This is a genomic window from Mesorhizobium sp. CA16, assembly GCF_020165175.1.
Classification (GTDB): domain Bacteria; phylum Pseudomonadota; class Alphaproteobacteria; order Rhizobiales; family Rhizobiaceae; genus Mesorhizobium.
On the sequence record NZ_JAIUHP010000001.1, the window covers coordinates 1 to 16,717 of the forward strand.

17 protein-coding genes are annotated in these 16,717 nt (G+C 63.2%); 9 read left to right on the forward strand and 8 right to left on the reverse strand.

The features are described 5' to 3' along the window. Positions 1–713 (reverse strand): HAMP domain-containing protein (locus LB525_RS00005; RefSeq protein ID WP_318012378.1); only part of this gene is annotated, 713 nt, incomplete at its 3' end. A gap of 63 nt (positions 714–776) precedes the next feature. Between LB525_RS00005 and LB525_RS28625 the strand changes: the two genes are divergently transcribed. Beyond that, positions 777–956, forward strand: a complete 180-nt coding sequence (locus LB525_RS28625; protein ID WP_318012379.1) for a hypothetical protein — start codon at positions 777–779, stop codon at positions 954–956. Between the two features lie 417 nt (positions 957–1,373). Here the strand turns inward: LB525_RS28625 and LB525_RS00010 are convergent, their stop codons facing one another. From LB525_RS00010 to LB525_RS00040, 7 genes are all read right to left on the reverse strand, one after another. Next, on the reverse strand, positions 1,374–2,156 hold the full coding sequence (locus LB525_RS00010; RefSeq protein ID WP_224542913.1) for an ABC transporter ATP-binding protein: 783 nt from the start codon (positions 2,154–2,156) through the stop codon (positions 1,374–1,376). A gap of 10 nt (positions 2,157–2,166) precedes the next feature. Then, positions 2,167–3,030 (reverse strand): ABC transporter permease, encoded by an 864-nt coding sequence (locus LB525_RS00015; RefSeq protein WP_224542914.1) that lies wholly within the window; start codon positions 3,028–3,030, stop codon positions 2,167–2,169. A 28-nt stretch (positions 3,031–3,058) separates the two neighbouring features. Next, entirely contained in the window at positions 3,059–4,060 is a 1,002-nt protein-coding gene (locus LB525_RS00020) for an ABC transporter substrate-binding protein (protein WP_095768689.1), read from the reverse strand. A gap of 315 nt (positions 4,061–4,375) precedes the next feature. Then, positions 4,376–5,107 (reverse strand): histidine utilization repressor, encoded by a 732-nt coding sequence (gene hutC, locus LB525_RS00025; RefSeq protein ID WP_095768633.1) that lies wholly within the window; start codon positions 5,105–5,107, stop codon positions 4,376–4,378. A 31-nt stretch (positions 5,108–5,138) separates the two neighbouring features. Continuing rightward, positions 5,139–6,164 carry a zinc-dependent alcohol dehydrogenase gene (locus tag LB525_RS00030; protein ID WP_224542915.1) on the reverse strand — a complete coding sequence of 342 codons (1,026 nt, stop codon included), beginning with the start codon at positions 6,162–6,164 and terminating at the stop codon, positions 5,139–5,141. A 15-nt stretch (positions 6,165–6,179) separates the two neighbouring features. Continuing rightward, entirely contained in the window at positions 6,180–7,502 is a 1,323-nt protein-coding gene (hisD, locus tag LB525_RS00035) for a histidinol dehydrogenase (RefSeq protein WP_224542916.1), read from the reverse strand. 197 nt (positions 7,503–7,699) lie between these two features. Beyond that, positions 7,700–8,473 carry an SDR family NAD(P)-dependent oxidoreductase gene (locus tag LB525_RS00040; protein WP_224542917.1) on the reverse strand — a complete coding sequence of 258 codons (774 nt, stop codon included), beginning with the start codon at positions 8,471–8,473 and terminating at the stop codon, positions 7,700–7,702. A gap of 213 nt (positions 8,474–8,686) precedes the next feature. On the opposite strand from LB525_RS00040, the gene LB525_RS00045 reads away from it, so the two are divergent. The 8 genes from LB525_RS00045 to LB525_RS00080 all read left to right on the forward strand — a co-directional run bounded on the left by LB525_RS00045 (position 8,687) and on the right by LB525_RS00080 (position 16,715). Next, complete coding sequence (locus LB525_RS00045; RefSeq protein ID WP_224542918.1) at positions 8,687–10,738, forward strand: N,N-dimethylformamidase beta subunit family domain-containing protein; 2,052 nt, start codon at positions 8,687–8,689, stop codon at positions 10,736–10,738. Positions 10,739–10,749: 11 nt separating this feature from the next. Further along, positions 10,750–10,899: a hypothetical protein gene (locus LB525_RS00050; protein WP_224542919.1), complete on the forward strand. Its 150-nt coding sequence runs from the start codon at positions 10,750–10,752 to the stop codon at positions 10,897–10,899. Positions 10,900–11,632: 733 nt separating this feature from the next. Beyond that, positions 11,633–11,902: an acylphosphatase gene (locus LB525_RS00055; RefSeq protein WP_411970993.1), complete on the forward strand. Its 270-nt coding sequence runs from the start codon at positions 11,633–11,635 to the stop codon at positions 11,900–11,902. Positions 11,903–12,064: 162 nt separating this feature from the next. Then, the gene (locus tag LB525_RS00060; protein WP_224542921.1) at positions 12,065–12,715 is read left to right on the forward strand and encodes a Rieske 2Fe-2S domain-containing protein; all 651 of its coding nucleotides are present in this window, start codon (positions 12,065–12,067) and stop codon (positions 12,713–12,715) included. Then, the gene (locus LB525_RS00065) at positions 12,712–13,557 is read left to right on the forward strand and encodes an aromatic ring-hydroxylating oxygenase subunit alpha (protein WP_224542922.1); all 846 of its coding nucleotides are present in this window, start codon (positions 12,712–12,714) and stop codon (positions 13,555–13,557) included. Before LB525_RS00060 ends, LB525_RS00065 begins: the two co-directional genes overlap by 4 nt. Next, positions 13,554–14,213, forward strand: coding sequence for a glutathione S-transferase family protein (locus LB525_RS00070; RefSeq protein ID WP_224542923.1), 660 nt, complete (start codon positions 13,554–13,556; stop codon positions 14,211–14,213). The genes LB525_RS00065 and LB525_RS00070 overlap by 4 nt, the downstream gene beginning before the upstream one ends. 1 nt (position 14,214) lies before the next feature. Beyond that, on the forward strand, positions 14,215–15,594 hold the full coding sequence (locus LB525_RS00075; protein WP_224542924.1) for an amidohydrolase: 1,380 nt from the start codon (positions 14,215–14,217) through the stop codon (positions 15,592–15,594). A gap of 26 nt (positions 15,595–15,620) precedes the next feature. Continuing rightward, complete coding sequence (locus tag LB525_RS00080) at positions 15,621–16,715, forward strand: BMP family ABC transporter substrate-binding protein (protein ID WP_224543509.1); 1,095 nt, start codon at positions 15,621–15,623, stop codon at positions 16,713–16,715. Positions 16,716–16,717 lie beyond the last annotated feature (2 nt).

Sequence of the window (16,717 nt, forward strand, 5' to 3'; positions counted from 1 at the left end):
AACGAGTTCAACTGATCGACCATCGTGTTGATGGTGTTCTTGAGCTCGAGGATCTCGCCCTTCACGTCGACGGTGATTTTCTTGGAGAGATCGCCCAGCGCAACCGCCGTCGTCACCTCGGCGATGTTGCGGACCTGGCCGGTCAAATTCTCGGCCATGGAGTTCACATTGTCGGTGAGGTCCTTCCACGTGCCGCCGACGCCTTCGACTCGCGCCTGGCCCCCGAGCTTGCCTTCCGTGCCGACCTCGCGCGCGACGCGCGTCACCTCCGATGCGAACGAGTTCAACTGATCGACCATCGTGTTGATGGTGTTCTTGAGCTCGAGGATCTCGCCCTTCACGTCGACGGTGATCTTCTTCGACAAATCGCCGGACGCCACCGCAGTGGTCACCTCGGCGATGTTGCGCACCTGGCCGGTAAGGTTGGTGGCCATGGCATTGACGTTGTCGGTCAGGTCCTTCCACGTGCCGGCTACGCCCTTCACCCGCGCTTGTCCGCCGAGCTTCCCCTCCGTCCCAACCTCACGCGCGACACGTGTCACTTCGGAGGCGAAGGAAGCCAGTTGCCCCACCATCGTGTTGACGATCTTGCCTATGCGCAGGAACTCCCCGCGCAGCGGGCGGCCGTCGATTTCGACCATCATTGTCTGGGAAAGGTCGCCTTTGGCCACTGCCCCGATGACGCGGGCCACTTCGGCGGTCGGTTGAACCATGTCTTCGATCAGGTCGTTGACCGACCTGACGCTTGATTCCCAGCTACCCGTAGCATTGCGGACATGACCCCGCTCGCCAATTCTCCCGTCCTTGCCGACGACCCTGCTCAGCCGCTCAAACTCCTTCGTCACCTGATCGTTGAGTTCGACGATCTGGTTGAAGGCATCGGCAATATCGGAATCGATCCCCTCATAGATGTTGTCGATCCGGATGGAAAAGTCGCCTCGCCTGAAGGCCTTTAAGGAATTGAGAATTTGACGACGATCTAGTTGCGCCCTTGATGCCTGCACGCTCACAGTGCCACTCCCCAATCCACCTGTTTGTGAAGAACTGATGATCAGATGAAGTCCCGCCCTCGCGGCGAGGTATACAATTCACCGCAAGCTCCACAACGTGGTAGGCGCCAATTTGTTCCGACACGCAGATCGAATCTCATCCGCACGCCGGCAAACGCTTAAAAAAGCGCGAAGGCTCGCCCGTTATTTGGCTTGCTTTGCCTTGGAATTGCTTGGCGTATTCAGCCCAATCGGAAGCTGCGACACCGCCGCCCGCGGGCTCTTGTCAACTTTGGCGGACCGCTTCGTAAGCTATTGACGGATAAGGATTATGTTAGTCGCAGAGGGGCGATTCCGCAGGCGGCCCGGCAAGGCCGGCTCGCCTCATGCCATCTCTGGACGTCTTGAAGCTTCGCGGATCGCCTTGTGGACATTGCGCTGCAGGTCCATGAACTCCGCGCTTTCCATGACCTCTTCCCGGCGCGGGCGCTCTATGTCGACGTTGAAGGTTCGCATGATGCGTCCCGGGCCGATCCCCATGACGACGATGCGGTCGGACAGATAGACGGCCTCCTCCACGTCATGGGTGACGAAGAGCACGGTCAGCCGGTGCTCTTCCCAGATCTGCGTCAGCAGCTCCTGCATCTGGTGCCTGGTCAAGGCGTCGAGCGCGCCGAAGGGCTCGTCCATGAGCAGCATCTTGGGCCGATAGGACAGCGCCCGCGCAATGGCGACGCGCTGCTTCATGCCGCCCGACAGTTCAGACGGGTAGAGGTCGGCGCAGTGCGGAAGCTTGACGAGGTCGAGATGCTCGCGCGCGATCCTGCGGCAGGTCGAGCGATCATAGCCGGCGGCCTTGAGGGCAAATTCTATGTTCTGCTGCGCCGTCAGCCAAGGCAGCAGCGTGTAGGACTGGAAGACGACGCCGCGGTCGAGGCCGGGCTTGAGGATCGGCGAGCCGTCGATGTCGAGCTCGCCCACGTCGAAATCCTGCAGCCCGGCAACGATCGACAGCAGCGTGCTCTTGCCGCAACCCGACGTGCCCACCAGCGAGACGAACTCGTTGTCGGCAAGATCGAGATTGATGTCGCGCAGCACCTGCGTGCGCCGCTCCCCGGTGCCAAAGCTCTTGTGGAGGCCTTCGATGCGCAGTTTGGGCACACTCATCGGGCGGACCTCATTGCGCGTGGCCTTCCTGCCGGAACAGCACCTTTCCCAGCGCCTTCATCACCTGGTCGGTGATGAGACCGAGCATGCCCAAGAGCAAGATGTAGCCGATGATGGTGTTTGTCTGGAAATAACGCTGCGACACGGTGATGCGGTAGCCGAGGCCGGATGTCGCCGCGACGAGCTCAGCCAGCACGAGCCAGGTCCACGCCCAGCCCAGGCTGATGCGCAGCGTGTCCCAGATGCCCGGCAGGGCGCTGGGCACCACAATGCGCGTCAGGATCTTGCGGTCCGGCAGGCCGAGCGTCCTGCCGAGGCCGACGAAATCCGTCGGCACCCGCTTCACATTGTCCATGATCATCAGGACCTGCTGAAAGAAGGTGCCGATGAAGATGATCAGGAACTTCTGGGCGTCGCCGGTGCCCGACCAGAGGATGGAAAGCGGCACGAAGGCGACCACCGGCATATAGCGGATGAAATCCACCAGCGGCTCGACGGCGGCTTCCCAGACCCTGAAGCTGCCGATCAGCACGCCGATCGGAATCGCCAGTGCCGAGGCGATCAGGAAGCCGATGGAGATGCGGTATATCGAGGCCTTGAGGTCCAGCCACAGCGTGCCGTCGCTCCAGAGCTTGCCGAGCTGTCCCGCCACGCTTTCCGGCGAAGGCAGGAAGATGGGCTTCACCAGCTCCAGGCCCGTTGCCGCCCACCAGGCAAGGCCGAGGCCGGCAAAAACGGCCACGGCGATCATCAGGAAACGCGACCGCGTGATGGGCGCGCCGATTCCGGAGGATCGGCGGCGCGGCACCGGTCGCGCAGCCGGTCCTTGCGAGGGGCCGGACTGGCTCGTTTTGGCGGCACGCTGCTCGGACATCCGCGCTACCACCGAGAGGCAGTCTTCATCATTCCGCGGCCTTGACGAATGACGGGTCTATCATCTGCTCCGGCGTCACGTCGGCCTGGAGCAGCCCGGCATTCTTGGCGGCGGCTTCGACATCGGCGAATGTCTTGGTGGAGAACTCGCCGGTCAGAGCGCTCTTGTTCTCGGCGAGAGAATAATAGCGCACGCCGTCGAAGGCCGTGTTGAGGTCCTCGACACTGGAACCGACGGCCTTGGAAATGATGGCGCGGCCACCCGCGGTATCGCCGTTGTAGTCCTTCAGGGCCGCATCCCAGGTCTTGATCATGGCAAGCACCTGGCCGGGTCGCGACTTGATCACCTCGTCGCGCACCACAAGCACGTCGCTGATCAACCCGGGATCCTCGCCGGCGGTGAAGAGCAGCTTGACGTCCTTGTTCTGCGCCCTGGCCGCGGTGAGATAAGGTTCGTAGGTGACCGCGACCGGGACCTGTCCGGCAATCAGCGCGCTGCCGGCGTCGGCCGCCGGCATCGGCACCGGCTGCACATCGGCGATGGACATGCCGTTCTTGGCAAGGGCGTATTTGAGCAGGATGTCGCTGGTCGTGCCCTCCTCGAACGCGACCTGCTTGCCCTTGAGGTCGGCGACGGAGGAAATATCCTTGCCGGCGATCATGGCGTCGGCCGTCATGCTGACATCGAGCAGGAGCACGATTTTCACCGGCAGGCCCGCCGCAACCATACCCATCGCGGTATGGGTCGCGATGTTGGCGGCATCGAGCTGGCCGCTCGCGAGCGCGGCATTGATGTCCTTGTCCTCGGCGAAGTTGACGATTTGGACATCCGACAACCCGCTTGCCTTGAACAGGCCCTTGGCCTCGGCGACGTGCCACTGGCCATAGCCGAGCCATGGCTCGATGCCGATCTTGAAGGTGCCCGCTTCAGGCGTCGCGGGAATGGCCGCGTCGGCGGCAAAGGCCGCCGGGGCGAACCCGATGACGGCAGCCGCGACGAGTGCACGAAATTGTCCTGCTAGGTTACGCATCATCTCTGTTCCCCTTTATGATCGCGCCGCTCTTTGAACTGCATATCCGGCCTGGATGAGAATGCGGGCTTATGCTCTTGCGGCACTCTGCCTCGGCGTCTTACCTGCCGCTTCAACGGAAGCGCAAGGATACTCAACGTCAGCGGCGGTGAATGTCAAGGCGAAAATACATACATGCATATACAAGCTGGAGAAGCTCGAATCCGCGGCTTCCATGACATCGGGCCGCATCCGTTCGCCGCATGGCGTTCGATCGATCGCATCCAGGAAGTCCGTCACGCGATTTGCGCCGGAACAAGGCTCGCCTTGCCGCGATCAGCCGCTTTTGGACGGAGAGTACCGGCTGCCGAGCGAATAGCGGCTGCCGACATAGGTCAGCTTGCTGATGGTGGCGACGATCGCTCCCGTCCACGTCCGGCGGTGCAGAAGCAGGCAGCAGCTGCCGGCATCGATGCCTAGATGCCGCGCCGTCTCGGCATCGGCTGGGATGGCCGAGATGATGTGCTCGACCTCGGTCACCGGTGTTTTCTGCATCAGATAGTCGTAGGTCGCGGTCTTGGAAAAATCCTGCTTGTCGTAGTCGGGTATCAGGCTCGGATTGACGAAGCGCTCTTCCAGTTGCACAGGCAGATCGTTCTCGAAATTGACGACGACGGAGTGGTAGACCGACGAACGCCTGGCGAACTCGAAGGACAGCGCAAGCTCCTTTTCCGGCATGATTTTTTCGAGGACGAGAACCTCGGAACGATGCTTGTTGCCGCGTGCCAGGATCTCGGCCGCGATATTGTTGATCTCGATCAGGGCCGATTGCGGCCGCGGCGGCGCAATGAATGTTCCCACGCCCTGCAGCCGGATCAGAAATCCCGCCGAGGTCAGTTCCCGCAAGGCACGGTGGATCGTCATCCTGGAGACGCCAAGCGCTGCCACGAATTCATTTTCGGACGGCAGCTTGCGGTCCTTGCTCCAGCGGCCGGTTCCGATGTTCGTCAGGATGTAGTCCTTGACCTTCTCGTAGAGGGGGCTGGCCGTATCGGGCAGAGTGTTCATTTCAGATGTCCTTTCCGGCAAGCATCGGAAATCAGGAATGCTCAAGGGGTTGCCGCATTCGGATGATTGTTTTCAAGCCGTCGCCCTGGCCTGCCAACAGCCGCCGGTAGGCCGCGGGGACGTCATCCAGGCCGATCTCGCGGTCGATCAGGCTGATCAGCGGCTCGCTCAGCTCACCCAGCATCCGGATGGCATCGGGAAGCTCGTCGGCGAAGGCGTGGCAGCCCAGCAACGCGATCTCCCGCTCGACCAGCATGTTGGGGTCGATGTCGAGCCGGCCGTGGAAGATGCCGACCATCGCAATGGTGCCGCCCGGGCCGAGAACACCCAGCAACTGACTGAGCGCGGCGATGCTGCCTGTCGCCTCGACGGCCGCCAGCAAGGGGGCATCCCCGGTCGCTGAGGCAATGGCGTCCGCGTCAAGGTCGACGATCGTGGCGCCGGTCACGCGCGCGACGCGAGCGCAGCGGCCTTGGTTGCGGTCGGCGATCAATACGGTGCCCGCGAACGTCCGCGACAGCAGCAAGGCGGCAAGCCCGCCGATGGTCCCGCAGCCGAGGACAAGCACCGAGCCTGCTGTTTTCGGCAGGCGCCGCACCGCGTGCAGCGCAACGGCGAGCGGCTCGGCCATCGCCGCTACCCGTGCATCAAGCGCGGCATCGACGCTATGCAACAGGCGCGCGGGGAGCACGGCCAGTTCGGCAAATCCGCCGTCGCATATTTCGCCGACGAAGCCGAGCGAGGTGCAGAGATGGCGCCTGCCGGCACGGCATTGCGCGCACTCTCCGCACCAGAAGCGTGAATCGGCGACCACCCGGTCGCCAATGGCGATGGTGTCGACGCCCTCTCCGACGGCGATCACCGTGCCCGTCAATTCATGGCCGGCCGTCGAAGGCGAGCGGCTTATCCATTGACCGGTGCGGAAATTGTGCAGGTCGGAACCGCAGATGCCCGCGGCGTCCACCTTGAGCTTCACCCAGCCCGCATCGGGGACGCCCGGGGCGGCGATATCCTCAACGCGCAAGTCGCCGGGTCCGTAAAGTCGCGCGGCCTTCATCGTCTTCGCTTCCGCTCAGACCGAGAGATAGCGGCTGCGGATTTCCGACACCGCGTTTTCATGCGAGCTGAAGCCTTCGTAGCGGGCGAGCCTGCGCGCATGCCGGGCGAGTTCCGGATAGGCCGCCGACGTCACATAACCGACCGACGAGCGCTTGACGAAATCCGTGACCGACAGCGGCCCATAGGTGCGCGCCCACCGGCTGGTCGGCAACACGGCATTGGGCCCGAGGACAAAGTTGGCGAGCGTCACCGGCGTATGCGGACCCATGAGGATCTCAGCCGCTTCGGTGATGTGCCCGAGATGCGCGAACGGTTCCTTCGACAGGATCTCAAGATGCTCCGGAGCGTAGTCGTTGATGAAGCGATAGCTGTCTTCCAGGGACGCGGTCAGCACGATGCCGCCGCGCTTTCCGGTCAGCACAGCGCGCGAGAATTCGATGCGCTGTTCGGTCATGCGAGACCAATGCTGCGGCAGCGCGGCAAGCGCGGCCTCGGCGACCTTGCGGCTGTGCGTCACCAGATAGGCCGAGGAATCCGGCCCGTGCTCGGCTTCGATCAAAAGGTCCAGCGCGGCAAGGCCGCCGTCGACGCTGTCATCGGCAAAGATGATGGCTTCGGACGGGCCAGCCGGAAGGCCGGTGTTGATGACCGAGGACAGCAGGCTCTTTGCCGCCACCACCCAGGGACTGCCCGGCCCGACGATCTTGACGGCGGGCTTCACCGTCTCGGTGCCATAGGCGACAGCAGCGACCGCCTGGGCGCCACCGCATTTGTACACGGTCTCGACGCCGGCGAGGCGTGCGGCAACCAGGGTCGCGGCATCGACGGATCCATCGGAAGTCGGCGGCGTCACGATCGCTATCTGGGGCACGCCGGCAATCACAGCCGGGACCGAGGTCATCATCGTCACCGACGGGAAGGCGCCCTTGCCGCGCGGAACGTAAAGCGCCACGGAGGCGATCGGGGTGTATCTGTCACCCGCATAGGCGCCCGGCCGGACTTCCTTCAGCCACATCGTTTCCGGACGCTGCTCCTCGTGGAAATGCCTGATGTTCTCGATACCGAACCGGATGCTCTCCACGACATCCTTTTCGACCTTGTCGAATGCCGCGTCGAACTCCGCTTCCGAGACCTTGAGCCCGCCATCGGCCACATCGGCCTTGTCGAGCTCGCGCGCGAACCGAAGCAGGGCCGCATCACCTTCGGTCCTGACCGCCTCGACGATCGGACGGGCTTTTTCGATGAAGGCCGAAAGATCGGCTTCGGCGCGCCTCAACAGGCTGGCCCGCCGGTCGGCATCGAGGGTCGACAGGTCGTGGAAGCTGATATCGGACATGGCTGCTCCTTCTCCTGGAACGCAGTGGCGGTTGGCGATGGCCGGTCACACGCCTGGAAGACCTTTGAGACCGGCAATACGGGGCAAGGACCGCAGATAGAACAATTGCCAGCCTATAAAGTATATACATGTACGTATAACAGTTGCCAGCATTTTCTGCGCCCAGCCAACTCGAGCTCAGCTGATGAGAGGCCATCTCAGATCGACGCGAGAAAGCCGCCATCGACGGGGATGGACTGACCGGTGATGTAGGCCGAGGCATCGGAGGCGAGGAATACCGCAATCCCGTGCAGGTCCGACAGGTCGCCGAAGCGATGCTGCGGGATTTTGGCGAGCATCGATTGCCGCCATGCCTCATTGCCGTAGAACACTTCCGTCATTGCCGTCCTGAAATAGCCGGGGGCGATGGCGTTGACCCTGATCCCCAGATCCGCCCACTCGGCCGCCAGAGCGCGCGTCATGCCGAGCAGGCCCGACTTCGACGAGCCATAGGGCACAGCCGTCGGAATCCCGACTTCGGAGGTGAGCGAGCAAAGATTGATGATGACGCCGGGCCGACCGGCGTCCTTCATGTGCTGCGCGGCGGCTTGGGCGCAGAAGAATGCGCCTTTGAGATTCGTGTCGACGATCCTGTCCCAAAGCGCTTCGTCGACATCGAGCGAGGGGTGGACTTCCTCCATCCCGGCATTGTTGACGAGAATATCGAGACCGCCGAGCAGGCCGGCGGCTTCGGCCGTCGCCGCCCTGCAGCGGCCGACATCGGTGACGTCCAGGGCGATGGCATGCGCCACCCGGCCGGCGGCGCGGATGGCTGCCGTCGTCTCCCCAAGCGAGGCAAGGCTGCGTGCCGTGACGGCGACATCGGCGCCGGCCGCGCTCAGTGCCTCGGCAATGGAACGCCCGATGCCGCGGCTTGCGCCGGTGACAAGTGCTTTCCGGCCCGACAGGTCGAAGAGCGGAGCGTTGCGCATGCGATCCTCCTTGGCACGGCCGGCTTGGCGATCTCGCCCTGAGCCTAATGGATCGAACTTACCTATACAAGCATATACAAATCAACTGGGTTGCGGTAGTGGTTGAGGGCATGCGCGACAACCGGTCGATCTGGAACCAAGACCGCGAAGTCGCTCCGTCATTCATGGATTTGAGAGGCACGATCGATGCGCCGCTTGGTTGACCATGGAGCGATGAGCGCTGCCGGTTATGCCACGCCCTGGAGCGTAAGGCCCGGCCAGCGGGTGGAACTTGGCCTCTCCTGCAGCCGGCCAGTGGAGAGCGTGCGGATATGCCGGCTGGACACGCAAGCCGCGGATTTTGTGGATTGGCCAATCGAGGCGACATCCGAGCCGGACGCCCATCGCAGCTTCGATCAAGGATCATACCTTCGCCTGCGTGCCGAGGAGCTTGCAAAAGCGCCTGCCCTCAAGGGCATCCGCTTTGAGCTGTTTCTCACCCGCAATACCGGGCCGCGCACGATCCTGGAAGCGGGGTCCTTTCTGCTGAGCCTTCGCGATGGGGCGATCACCCTGGAGATGCGGAATGATCGTCTGTTGTCTGCGCCGGTTCCGCAAGGGGTTTGGCTGACCGTCGAGCTCGGCCTGCATGAGGACGAGCCGTTCTTCAAACTGAAATCTCACGACCTCCTCGCCCCTTACGAATTCAAGCGACGCCTGCGCGACGCCGAATGGCATCCGCAAGGGCGCGACATCCTCTTCGGCGCGAGCGGCTCTCGAAGCGAGCTCACTCTCAATGCGAGATTTGCAGCTATTCGGCTGGAGAGTTCTCAGGGGCCAATCACCTGGGATTTCCCGACTCTGCTGCCGACGGGACCGATCCTGTCGTCACGCGGACCGGTTCCGCTGGCGCTCGATGTGATAAATCAGCCTACATTCTGCGTGACATCGGCGCGCTGGGACGGATCGAGCTTCGACCCCCGGCTCGTGCCTTCGCACTACGATGCCGTCCATTGCCATGACGATGACATGGGACCGCTCGATTGGCCCGCTTCCCACCGCGCCGCGGTGCCCGAGAATGCGAAACCGGGCGTATACGCTTTCCAGGTGGAATGGGACGGCGGCTACGAGCGCATCGTGTTCTTCGTCACCTCCGCGCGTGCCTCCTCACCACTGCTTTATCTGCTGCCGACCGCGACCTATCTCGCTTACGCGGACGAGTATCTCCCCGACCATCTCTATGAATGGAAGTGCGACGATCGCGGACACGGCTTTGCCACCGCAAACAGCCTCAAGTCGCTCTACGACTATCACTCCGATCTCAGCGGCGTGTCGATCTGCTCCTATCGCAAACCCAAAGTGACATTGCGGGACGACTACAACTACCCGCTATGCGGCTGCCCTCACAACTTGCCGGTCGATCTGCATTTCCTCAGATTCTGCAACGAGAACGGCATAGCGCTCGATATCGTCACCGATCACGATCTGCATCGGCAGGGGATCGAGGCTCTCCGCGGGTATCGGGCCGTCGTGACCGGAAGCCACCCGGAATACATGTCGACCGAGATGGAAGGGGCGCTGCGGCAATTCGCGGCCGAGGGCGGCAGCATCGCCTATCTCGGCGGAAACGGCTTTGCCGGAACGGTCGCCTTCAAGGACGACCTGATGGAATTGCGCCGCTCGCCCCTGGAACCTGGCCGCACTTGGGATGGTCCGGTCAGCGAACAATATCTGTCGATAACCAACGAGCCTGGCGGCCACCTTCGCTCCCGGGGCCGCGGCGAGTTTTCACTGGTCGGCGGCGCGATTTCGCTGATGGGTTTCGACGGCGCGCGCCCGTTCACGCGAACGCCCGAAAGCCACGCGCCGGAATGCGCATGGCTGTTTGAAGGCATCGAGGACGAAACCTTCGGTTCGGAAGGCATCGTATTGGGTGCCGCCGCGGGTTACGAGGTGGATGCGACGAACCCGGCCCTGGGCACGTCGGCCGACACCGTCGTGATCGCCCGCGCGACGGACTTTCCGGCCGGCTTCTTCCAGGATCCCTCACGCTGGTACGCGGGCGGGGATGAAGAGCGCGCCGGGCGTCGCTGCGCCGAAATGACCTTACGAAATCTTGCTGCGGGCGGCCTGATCTTTTCAGCAAGTTCGGTCGCCTGGTGCGGCGCGCTGCCTGCCGGCAAAGCAATGAACGACGTGGGGAGGATCACCTTAAACCTGCTCAACCGTCTCTCAGCATTGCAAAGCAGGAGGCCAACTCCGACGCCCGGCGATCAAGCCTCATGAGGAGCACTGAGATGCTGAAGAGATTGGGACTGGCGGTCTTCGTGGTCGCGGCAACCATGAACTCCGCCTGCGCGGATACCATGGCGCGCCCGAAAATTGTGGAAGGCCATGCGGGCTTGAGCATTCATTGCTGTCCTGTGAACGCGGCCACGCGAACGTGATCGCAGCTACGCTCGATCTGATCGGGTCGGAAAGGCTCAAACGATCGCGAGGCGGGTAGTATCAGAGACAGCCAGTTCGTTAACGCGGCGGAACTGGCAATTGGCCAGATCGCCACCGACTTGCGCCCGTCACGGGCGCCCGACCATATCCTGCCGGCGCGAGAAAGCGCCCTTGGCTGCGGCGTGCTGGAGATCGCGGGAGTCATTCTGGTCGGCCCTGAGCGTGAATATGCTCTTTACCGACCCCAGAGATTTCGCCATGTCCCTCTGCCATTCCTCTGTCGCATGGCTACGACGCGGCGGCAGGCCTCCACGCCGAGGCGCCGCTCGAAAAAGGTTTGAGCCGCCATATTCCGTTTAGCTTCCGGTCTTGATCTGGGTCCAGAGGCGGTTGAGCACGCGCTGCTCCTTGGACCCGTAGGGAGAAATCGTGAAAAGCTTCTTGAGTGTTTCGCGACCGTCGGCGCCCTCGATCCGCCAGGATAGGTCGCGCTGGGAAGCCAGCGGCCTATACGATCCCTCAATCCCGTGGCGCGTCGTCGAAGGCATATCAACCAGGTCGTGAGCGCGACTAGTTGGACCGAAACCTGTCTGTCGATCTTGAGGATCAACTCGCACATAGCAGTCTTCGACTTCAGGTCTGGCGTGACGACGCTCTCAAAGCAGATGCTTCAGCGATTGAGCACGATGTAGATAGATAGATAGAATATCAGCTTCATTGCCGAGGTTTTCTATGAACGAGCAAAATCGATGTTCCTGGCGGGAGCGCATGACGATCTTCGGCGATGTCGAGGTGGCATCCTTTCTTCCGTGGATCGAGCGTCATGCCGCCAAGCTCGGGCTCGCGCATGCGATATGCGTTGCCGGTCCCGACCGCATTGAACTCGACATTGCCGGTCCGGTCGAACTCATCGACATGATGGAGATGGGGTGCTCTCTTGGACCAATCGATGTCTGGGTCGAGACCATCCGCCGGTCGCCGATCGAGAGCGAATCGGGCTAAGTTTCTGGGCCTGCGGCCTCTGCCTGCGGAGGTGTGATGCACTTTTTTTAGGCATTATTGCCAGTGAGGAAATGTTGTGCAAACGTAACCCGGCGTATTAGCATATCCTTGACCGCGAAGCTTCGCTCGGGAAGATGCTGGTGCCGTTTTGAAAGTTGATGCATGCCGTCTTATCCCACCGGCTCATGGATGCCTGTTGCCCTCTCCGCGGACTTGCCGGCGGGAACCGTTATGCCGGCGCAATCCCCGGCCGGACCGGTTGCCCTTTGGCGAACCCGCTCCGGCCGTGCGGCGGCCTTCGCCGACAGATGCCCTCATCGCGGCATGCGCCTTTCCCACGGCTTCGTACGCGGTGAGACCCTGGCCTGCATCTATCACGGCTGGAGCTACGCCAAGGCGGGAAACTGCCAGCGCATTCCGGCCCATCCGGCATTGACGCCGCCGGACACGATTCGTGTCGCAACGCAGCACGTCGAGGATGGCGGCGGCATCATATGGATTTCGGTTGGCGAACCCGCCGCCGGGCCGCCGCGGTTCGAGGGCCTTGCGCCGCTCCGCTCCATGGTGGTGGAAGCGGGCATCGCGGCGCTGGAGGCAGCCGCGGGCACGACGGCCGCTGGAGACCTGCTCGACTACACCTATGATGACCGGGCCGTCCGGCTGCTGCTTGCTCCCGATGGGCAGGCGCGCACGCTGATGCATGTTTTGGTGGACGAGGACAGCAATCCGGACGAGCGTATCGCCGCGTCGAGGGCCGCCGAGGCGCTGCGGCTGGCGGCCGAGGATATTGCACGCGCCGGGATCGCCCGATGACCCGCAACACGATGATCGACGGATGGTACCCTGTCGGCCTTGCTAGCCAGCTCGATGCGCATGGGCGCAGGACGGCCCTGATGGGCGAGCCGATCGCGGTGAGGCGCGGCGAAGATGGAAACGCGAAGATCACGGGCGGCAACGGACGTGACCTGCCGGCCTGCATCCGCTATGGCCATGTCTGGTCATCGCTCGGCAATCCACAAAAGCCGCTGTTTGCGATCCCCGAGGCCGATCAGCCGGGCCGCCGGCTCGTCGATGTCGGGGTGGTGCGCGTGCGCTGCTCGCCATTGCGTGCGGTGGAGAACTTCCTGGACATCGCGCATTTTCCTTTCGTGCATACCGACATACTGGGGGCCGAGCCGCATACGGAGGTGCAGAACTACAAGGTCGAGATCCGAGAGGACGAAGACGAGGTTTGGGCCACTCAGGTGAAGTTCTACCAGCCGCAGGCCGCCAAGTCGGCGGAAGGTGGCATCACCACGGAATACATGTACCGCGTGCCCGCGCCGACCTGCTCGGTGCTCTACAAGACCTGCCCGCCTCGCCCGGCGGAATGGGACGTCATCACACTTTTCGTGCAGCCACTTGCCGAAGACCTATGCGACGTCTGGCCATGGATGGCGCTGTTCGATGACGAAACACCGATGGCCGACCTGATCCATTTCCAGCAGACGATCTTCGTTCAGGACCGATCGATCCTCGAAAACCAAATTCCGACGCTGCTCCCGCTCGATCCCGGCATGGAGATTCCCACGCGCGCCGACCTTACCTCGGTTGCCTACCGGCGCTGGCTGAAACGCCACGGCTACACCTACGGCGCGCAACTGGTGGCGCAATGAAGCTCTACGACTACGTGCTGTCGCCGAGCTGCTACAAGGTGCGCCTCATGGCTGCGCTGATCGGGGTGACGCTCGACATCCGTCCTGTCGACTTCCATCCCGGTCGCGAGCATCGCGGTCCTGAGCTCATGGCGCTCAATCCGGCCGGTTCGATCCCGATCTTGGAGGATGGCGACCTCGTGCTGACCGAATCCTCGGCCATGCTGGTCTATCTCGCCGCGAAGGCGGCACCCCAATGGCTGGGCAATGATACGGTCGGGCGGGCGGCGCGCGTCCAGCAATGGCTCTCCTTCTCGCACCGGCTGACCGCGAGCCTTGGGGCGGCGCGCTTGCACGAGATGCTGCTGCGTCCGGGCAATATCGCCGCCCTTCGGGAGCAGGGAATAGCGGCCCTGCGGGAGCTGGAAACCGGCCTCGTCGAACAGCATATCCGCGGCCAGCGCTTCCTCGCGTCGGATCGACCGACGATCGCCGACATTGCCTGTTTTCCCTATGTTGCGCTGGCGCCGGACGGCGGCGTTTCGCTCGACCCCTATCCGGCAATCCGGCTCTGGTCACGGGCGGTCCGCAGTCTCGAGGGTTTCATCGAGATGCCGGGCATCCACCGGCTGCACGAACTGACACCCGCGCCCGTCCTCGAAGTCGGCGAGGCCTGACGTGGCGGGCTATTTGCTGAAGGGCTGCGCTGCGGCCATCGTGGACGAGGGCAACGGTCCGGACATCCGACGCAATGTCGATGTCTTGACCGACGGCCCGGCAATACGGGCCATCGGCGCAGGCCTGGACAAGGCAGAGCTGCCCGTTGGAACAATCACGCAGGACGCCGCTGGCTGGTTCGTCTATCCCGGCCTCGTCAACACCCACCACCACTTCTTTCAATGCTTCGTGCGCAACCGCGCCGATCTGGACTGGACGAAGCTGTCGGTCATCGAATGGCTCGACCGCATCTATCCCATTTTCTCGCGGCTGACTGAGGAATGCTTCTACCATGCATCGGTCACGGCGATGGCCGAGCTGATAAAGCACGGCTGCACGACGGCATTCGACCATCAGTATTGCTTTCCGCGGCAGGCGGGCAAGCGGCTGATCGACCGGCAGTTCCAAGCAGCCGAACTGCTCGGCATGCGCTTCCATGCCGGACGTGGCGGCAACACGCTGCCCAAATCGGAAGGCTCGACCATCCCCGACGCCATGCTGGAAACGACCGACGAATTCATCGCCGACTGCGCCCGGCTGATCGACGCCTACCATGATGCCGGTCCCTTCGGCATGCGGCAGGTCGTCGTCGCGCCTTGCCAGCCAGTCAACTGCTATCGCGACACCTTCGTGGAATCGGTGGCGCTGGCGCGCGACCGTGGGGTGCGCATGCATACCCATGTCGGCGAGGGCGAAAGCCCGGTAATCGAGGCCCGTCACGGCATGCGCACGGTGGACTATTGCGCGGACATCGGCTTCTGCGGGCCGGATACCTTCTATGCCCATTGCTGGGAACTGACCCACGACGAGCTGCGCAAGATGGCCGCGAGCGGCACCGGCGTCGCCCACTGCCCGGAACCGGTCTATCTCGTCGGCGCCGAAATCACCGACATTCCGGCGATGTCGGCCTTCGGCCTCCGTGTGGGTCTGGGCTGCGACGGGGCCGCCTCAAACGACAATTCCAACCTGATGCACTGCATCCATTCCGCCTACATGCTGCAGTGCCTGTCGGCGTCGACGCGCGACCATCCGGTGCCGCCGCCGGCCGATTTTCTCGGCTATGCGACGACCGGAGGCGCGGCATTGCTCGGTCGCAGCGACATCGGCAGGCTGGCGCCCCGCATGGCCGCCGACCTTTTCGCCATCGACACGCGGCGCATGGACTATGTCGGCACGCGGCACGATCCGCTGAGCTTGCTGGCCAAGGTGGGCATCGGCGCGCCGACCGACATGACCATGATCAACGGCCGCATTGTCTGGGCCAAAGGCGAATTCCCGGGGCTCGACGAGGCCACGCTGTTCGCGCAAGCCGAGGCGGCGCTTGCGACGGTAGAATTTTAGAAACCAAAACAAGGGGAACCGACATGCTGACAAATCTTACCCGCAGAACATTGATGAAAGGCGCGGCCGCCTCTGGGCTCGTCGTGGCGGTGGGCGGCCGCGCGCTCGCCGCCGACGAACCTCTGGGCATCGTGCTCGTGGTCCCGTCGCCGGTCGGCGATGTCGGCTGGGGCCGTGCGCTCGCCGACGGGCTTGAGCCTGTGAAGGCAGCCTACGGCGACAAGGTGAAGGTGACCATCATCGAGAACATACAGGAAGGACCCGATGCCGACCGGATCATGAACAAGGCGGTCGCCGACGGGAACAAGTTCCTGGTCGCCGGCTCCTTCGGCTATCAGAACGGCGCCCTGCAGATCGCGCGCCGCAATCCCGATGTAACCGTGCTGCACGCTTCCGGTTTCCAGGTGGCGCCGAACTTCTCGCCCTTCGCGGCCCAATATTCCCAGGGTACCTACCTTATGGGCATGGCGGCAGCCGCGCTTTCGAAGACTGGCAAGCTCGGCTCGGTCTCTGCCTTCGCCATTCCCGAGCTGATCACCTCCATCAACGCTTTCGCGCTGGGAGCGCAGGCGGTGAAGCCCGATGTCGAGGTTTCGGTCGTATGGGTGAACTCCTGGTTCGATCCGGCCAAGGAACAGGAGGCCGCCAAGGCGCTGCTGGCGCAGAAATGCGACGTGATCTTCTCCAACGCGCAGGACACCCCCTCCGTCGTCTCGGCCTGCGAAGAGGCCGGCGTCCCCGCCTTCAACCTCAACTCGTCGATGAAGAAATACGCGCCCAAAACCTATCTCGGCTGCGTGGCGACCGACTGGTCGCCCTTCTTCAAGGCCTCGGTCGACGCCCACATCGCCGGCACCTTCAAGGGCGCAAACGCTTTCCTGGGTGTGGGCGACAAGGTGGTCGAGGTCGTTGACTGGAACCCGGGAATCCCGGCCGACATGATGGCCAGGATCAAGGACGTTGAAGCCAAGATCGCCGACGGCAGCTTCTCGCCCTTTACCGGTCCGATCGTCAAGGCCGACGGCAGCGAGGGCGTGCCCGCCGGCAAGACGATGACCGTGGCCGAGATCGTTGCCATGGACTGGCACGTCAAAGGCGTCACCACGCCGCTGCCCAAGTGACC

Excerpts from the sequence above, each read along its gene's own strand:
- LB525_RS28625 (WP_318012379.1), top strand. The coding sequence starts at position 777 with ATGACCCCGCTCGCCAATTCTCCCGTCCTTGCCGACGACCCTGCTCAG.
- LB525_RS00010 (WP_224542913.1), bottom strand. The coding sequence starts at position 2,156 with ATGAGTGTGCCCAAACTGCGCATCGAAGGCCTCCACAAGAGCTTTGGC.
- LB525_RS00015 (WP_224542914.1), bottom strand. The coding sequence starts at position 3,030 with ATGTCCGAGCAGCGTGCCGCCAAAACGAGCCAGTCCGGCCCCTCGCAA.
- LB525_RS00020 (WP_095768689.1), bottom strand. The coding sequence starts at position 4,060 with ATGCGTAACCTAGCAGGACAATTTCGTGCACTCGTCGCGGCTGCCGTC.
- hutC (WP_095768633.1), bottom strand. The coding sequence starts at position 5,107 with ATGAACACTCTGCCCGATACGGCCAGCCCCCTCTACGAGAAGGTCAAG.
- LB525_RS00030 (WP_224542915.1), bottom strand. The coding sequence starts at position 6,164 with ATGAAGGCCGCGCGACTTTACGGACCCGGCGACTTGCGCGTTGAGGAT.
- hisD (WP_224542916.1), bottom strand. The coding sequence starts at position 7,502 with ATGTCCGATATCAGCTTCCACGACCTGTCGACCCTCGATGCCGACCGG.
- LB525_RS00040 (WP_224542917.1), bottom strand. The coding sequence starts at position 8,473 with ATGCGCAACGCTCCGCTCTTCGACCTGTCGGGCCGGAAAGCACTTGTC.
- LB525_RS00045 (WP_224542918.1), top strand. The coding sequence starts at position 8,687 with ATGAGCGCTGCCGGTTATGCCACGCCCTGGAGCGTAAGGCCCGGCCAG.
- LB525_RS00050 (WP_224542919.1), top strand. The coding sequence starts at position 10,750 with ATGCTGAAGAGATTGGGACTGGCGGTCTTCGTGGTCGCGGCAACCATG.
- LB525_RS00055 (WP_411970993.1), top strand. The coding sequence starts at position 11,633 with ATGAACGAGCAAAATCGATGTTCCTGGCGGGAGCGCATGACGATCTTC.
- LB525_RS00060 (WP_224542921.1), top strand. The coding sequence starts at position 12,065 with ATGCCGTCTTATCCCACCGGCTCATGGATGCCTGTTGCCCTCTCCGCG.
- LB525_RS00065 (WP_224542922.1), top strand. The coding sequence starts at position 12,712 with ATGACCCGCAACACGATGATCGACGGATGGTACCCTGTCGGCCTTGCT.
- LB525_RS00070 (WP_224542923.1), top strand. The coding sequence starts at position 13,554 with ATGAAGCTCTACGACTACGTGCTGTCGCCGAGCTGCTACAAGGTGCGC.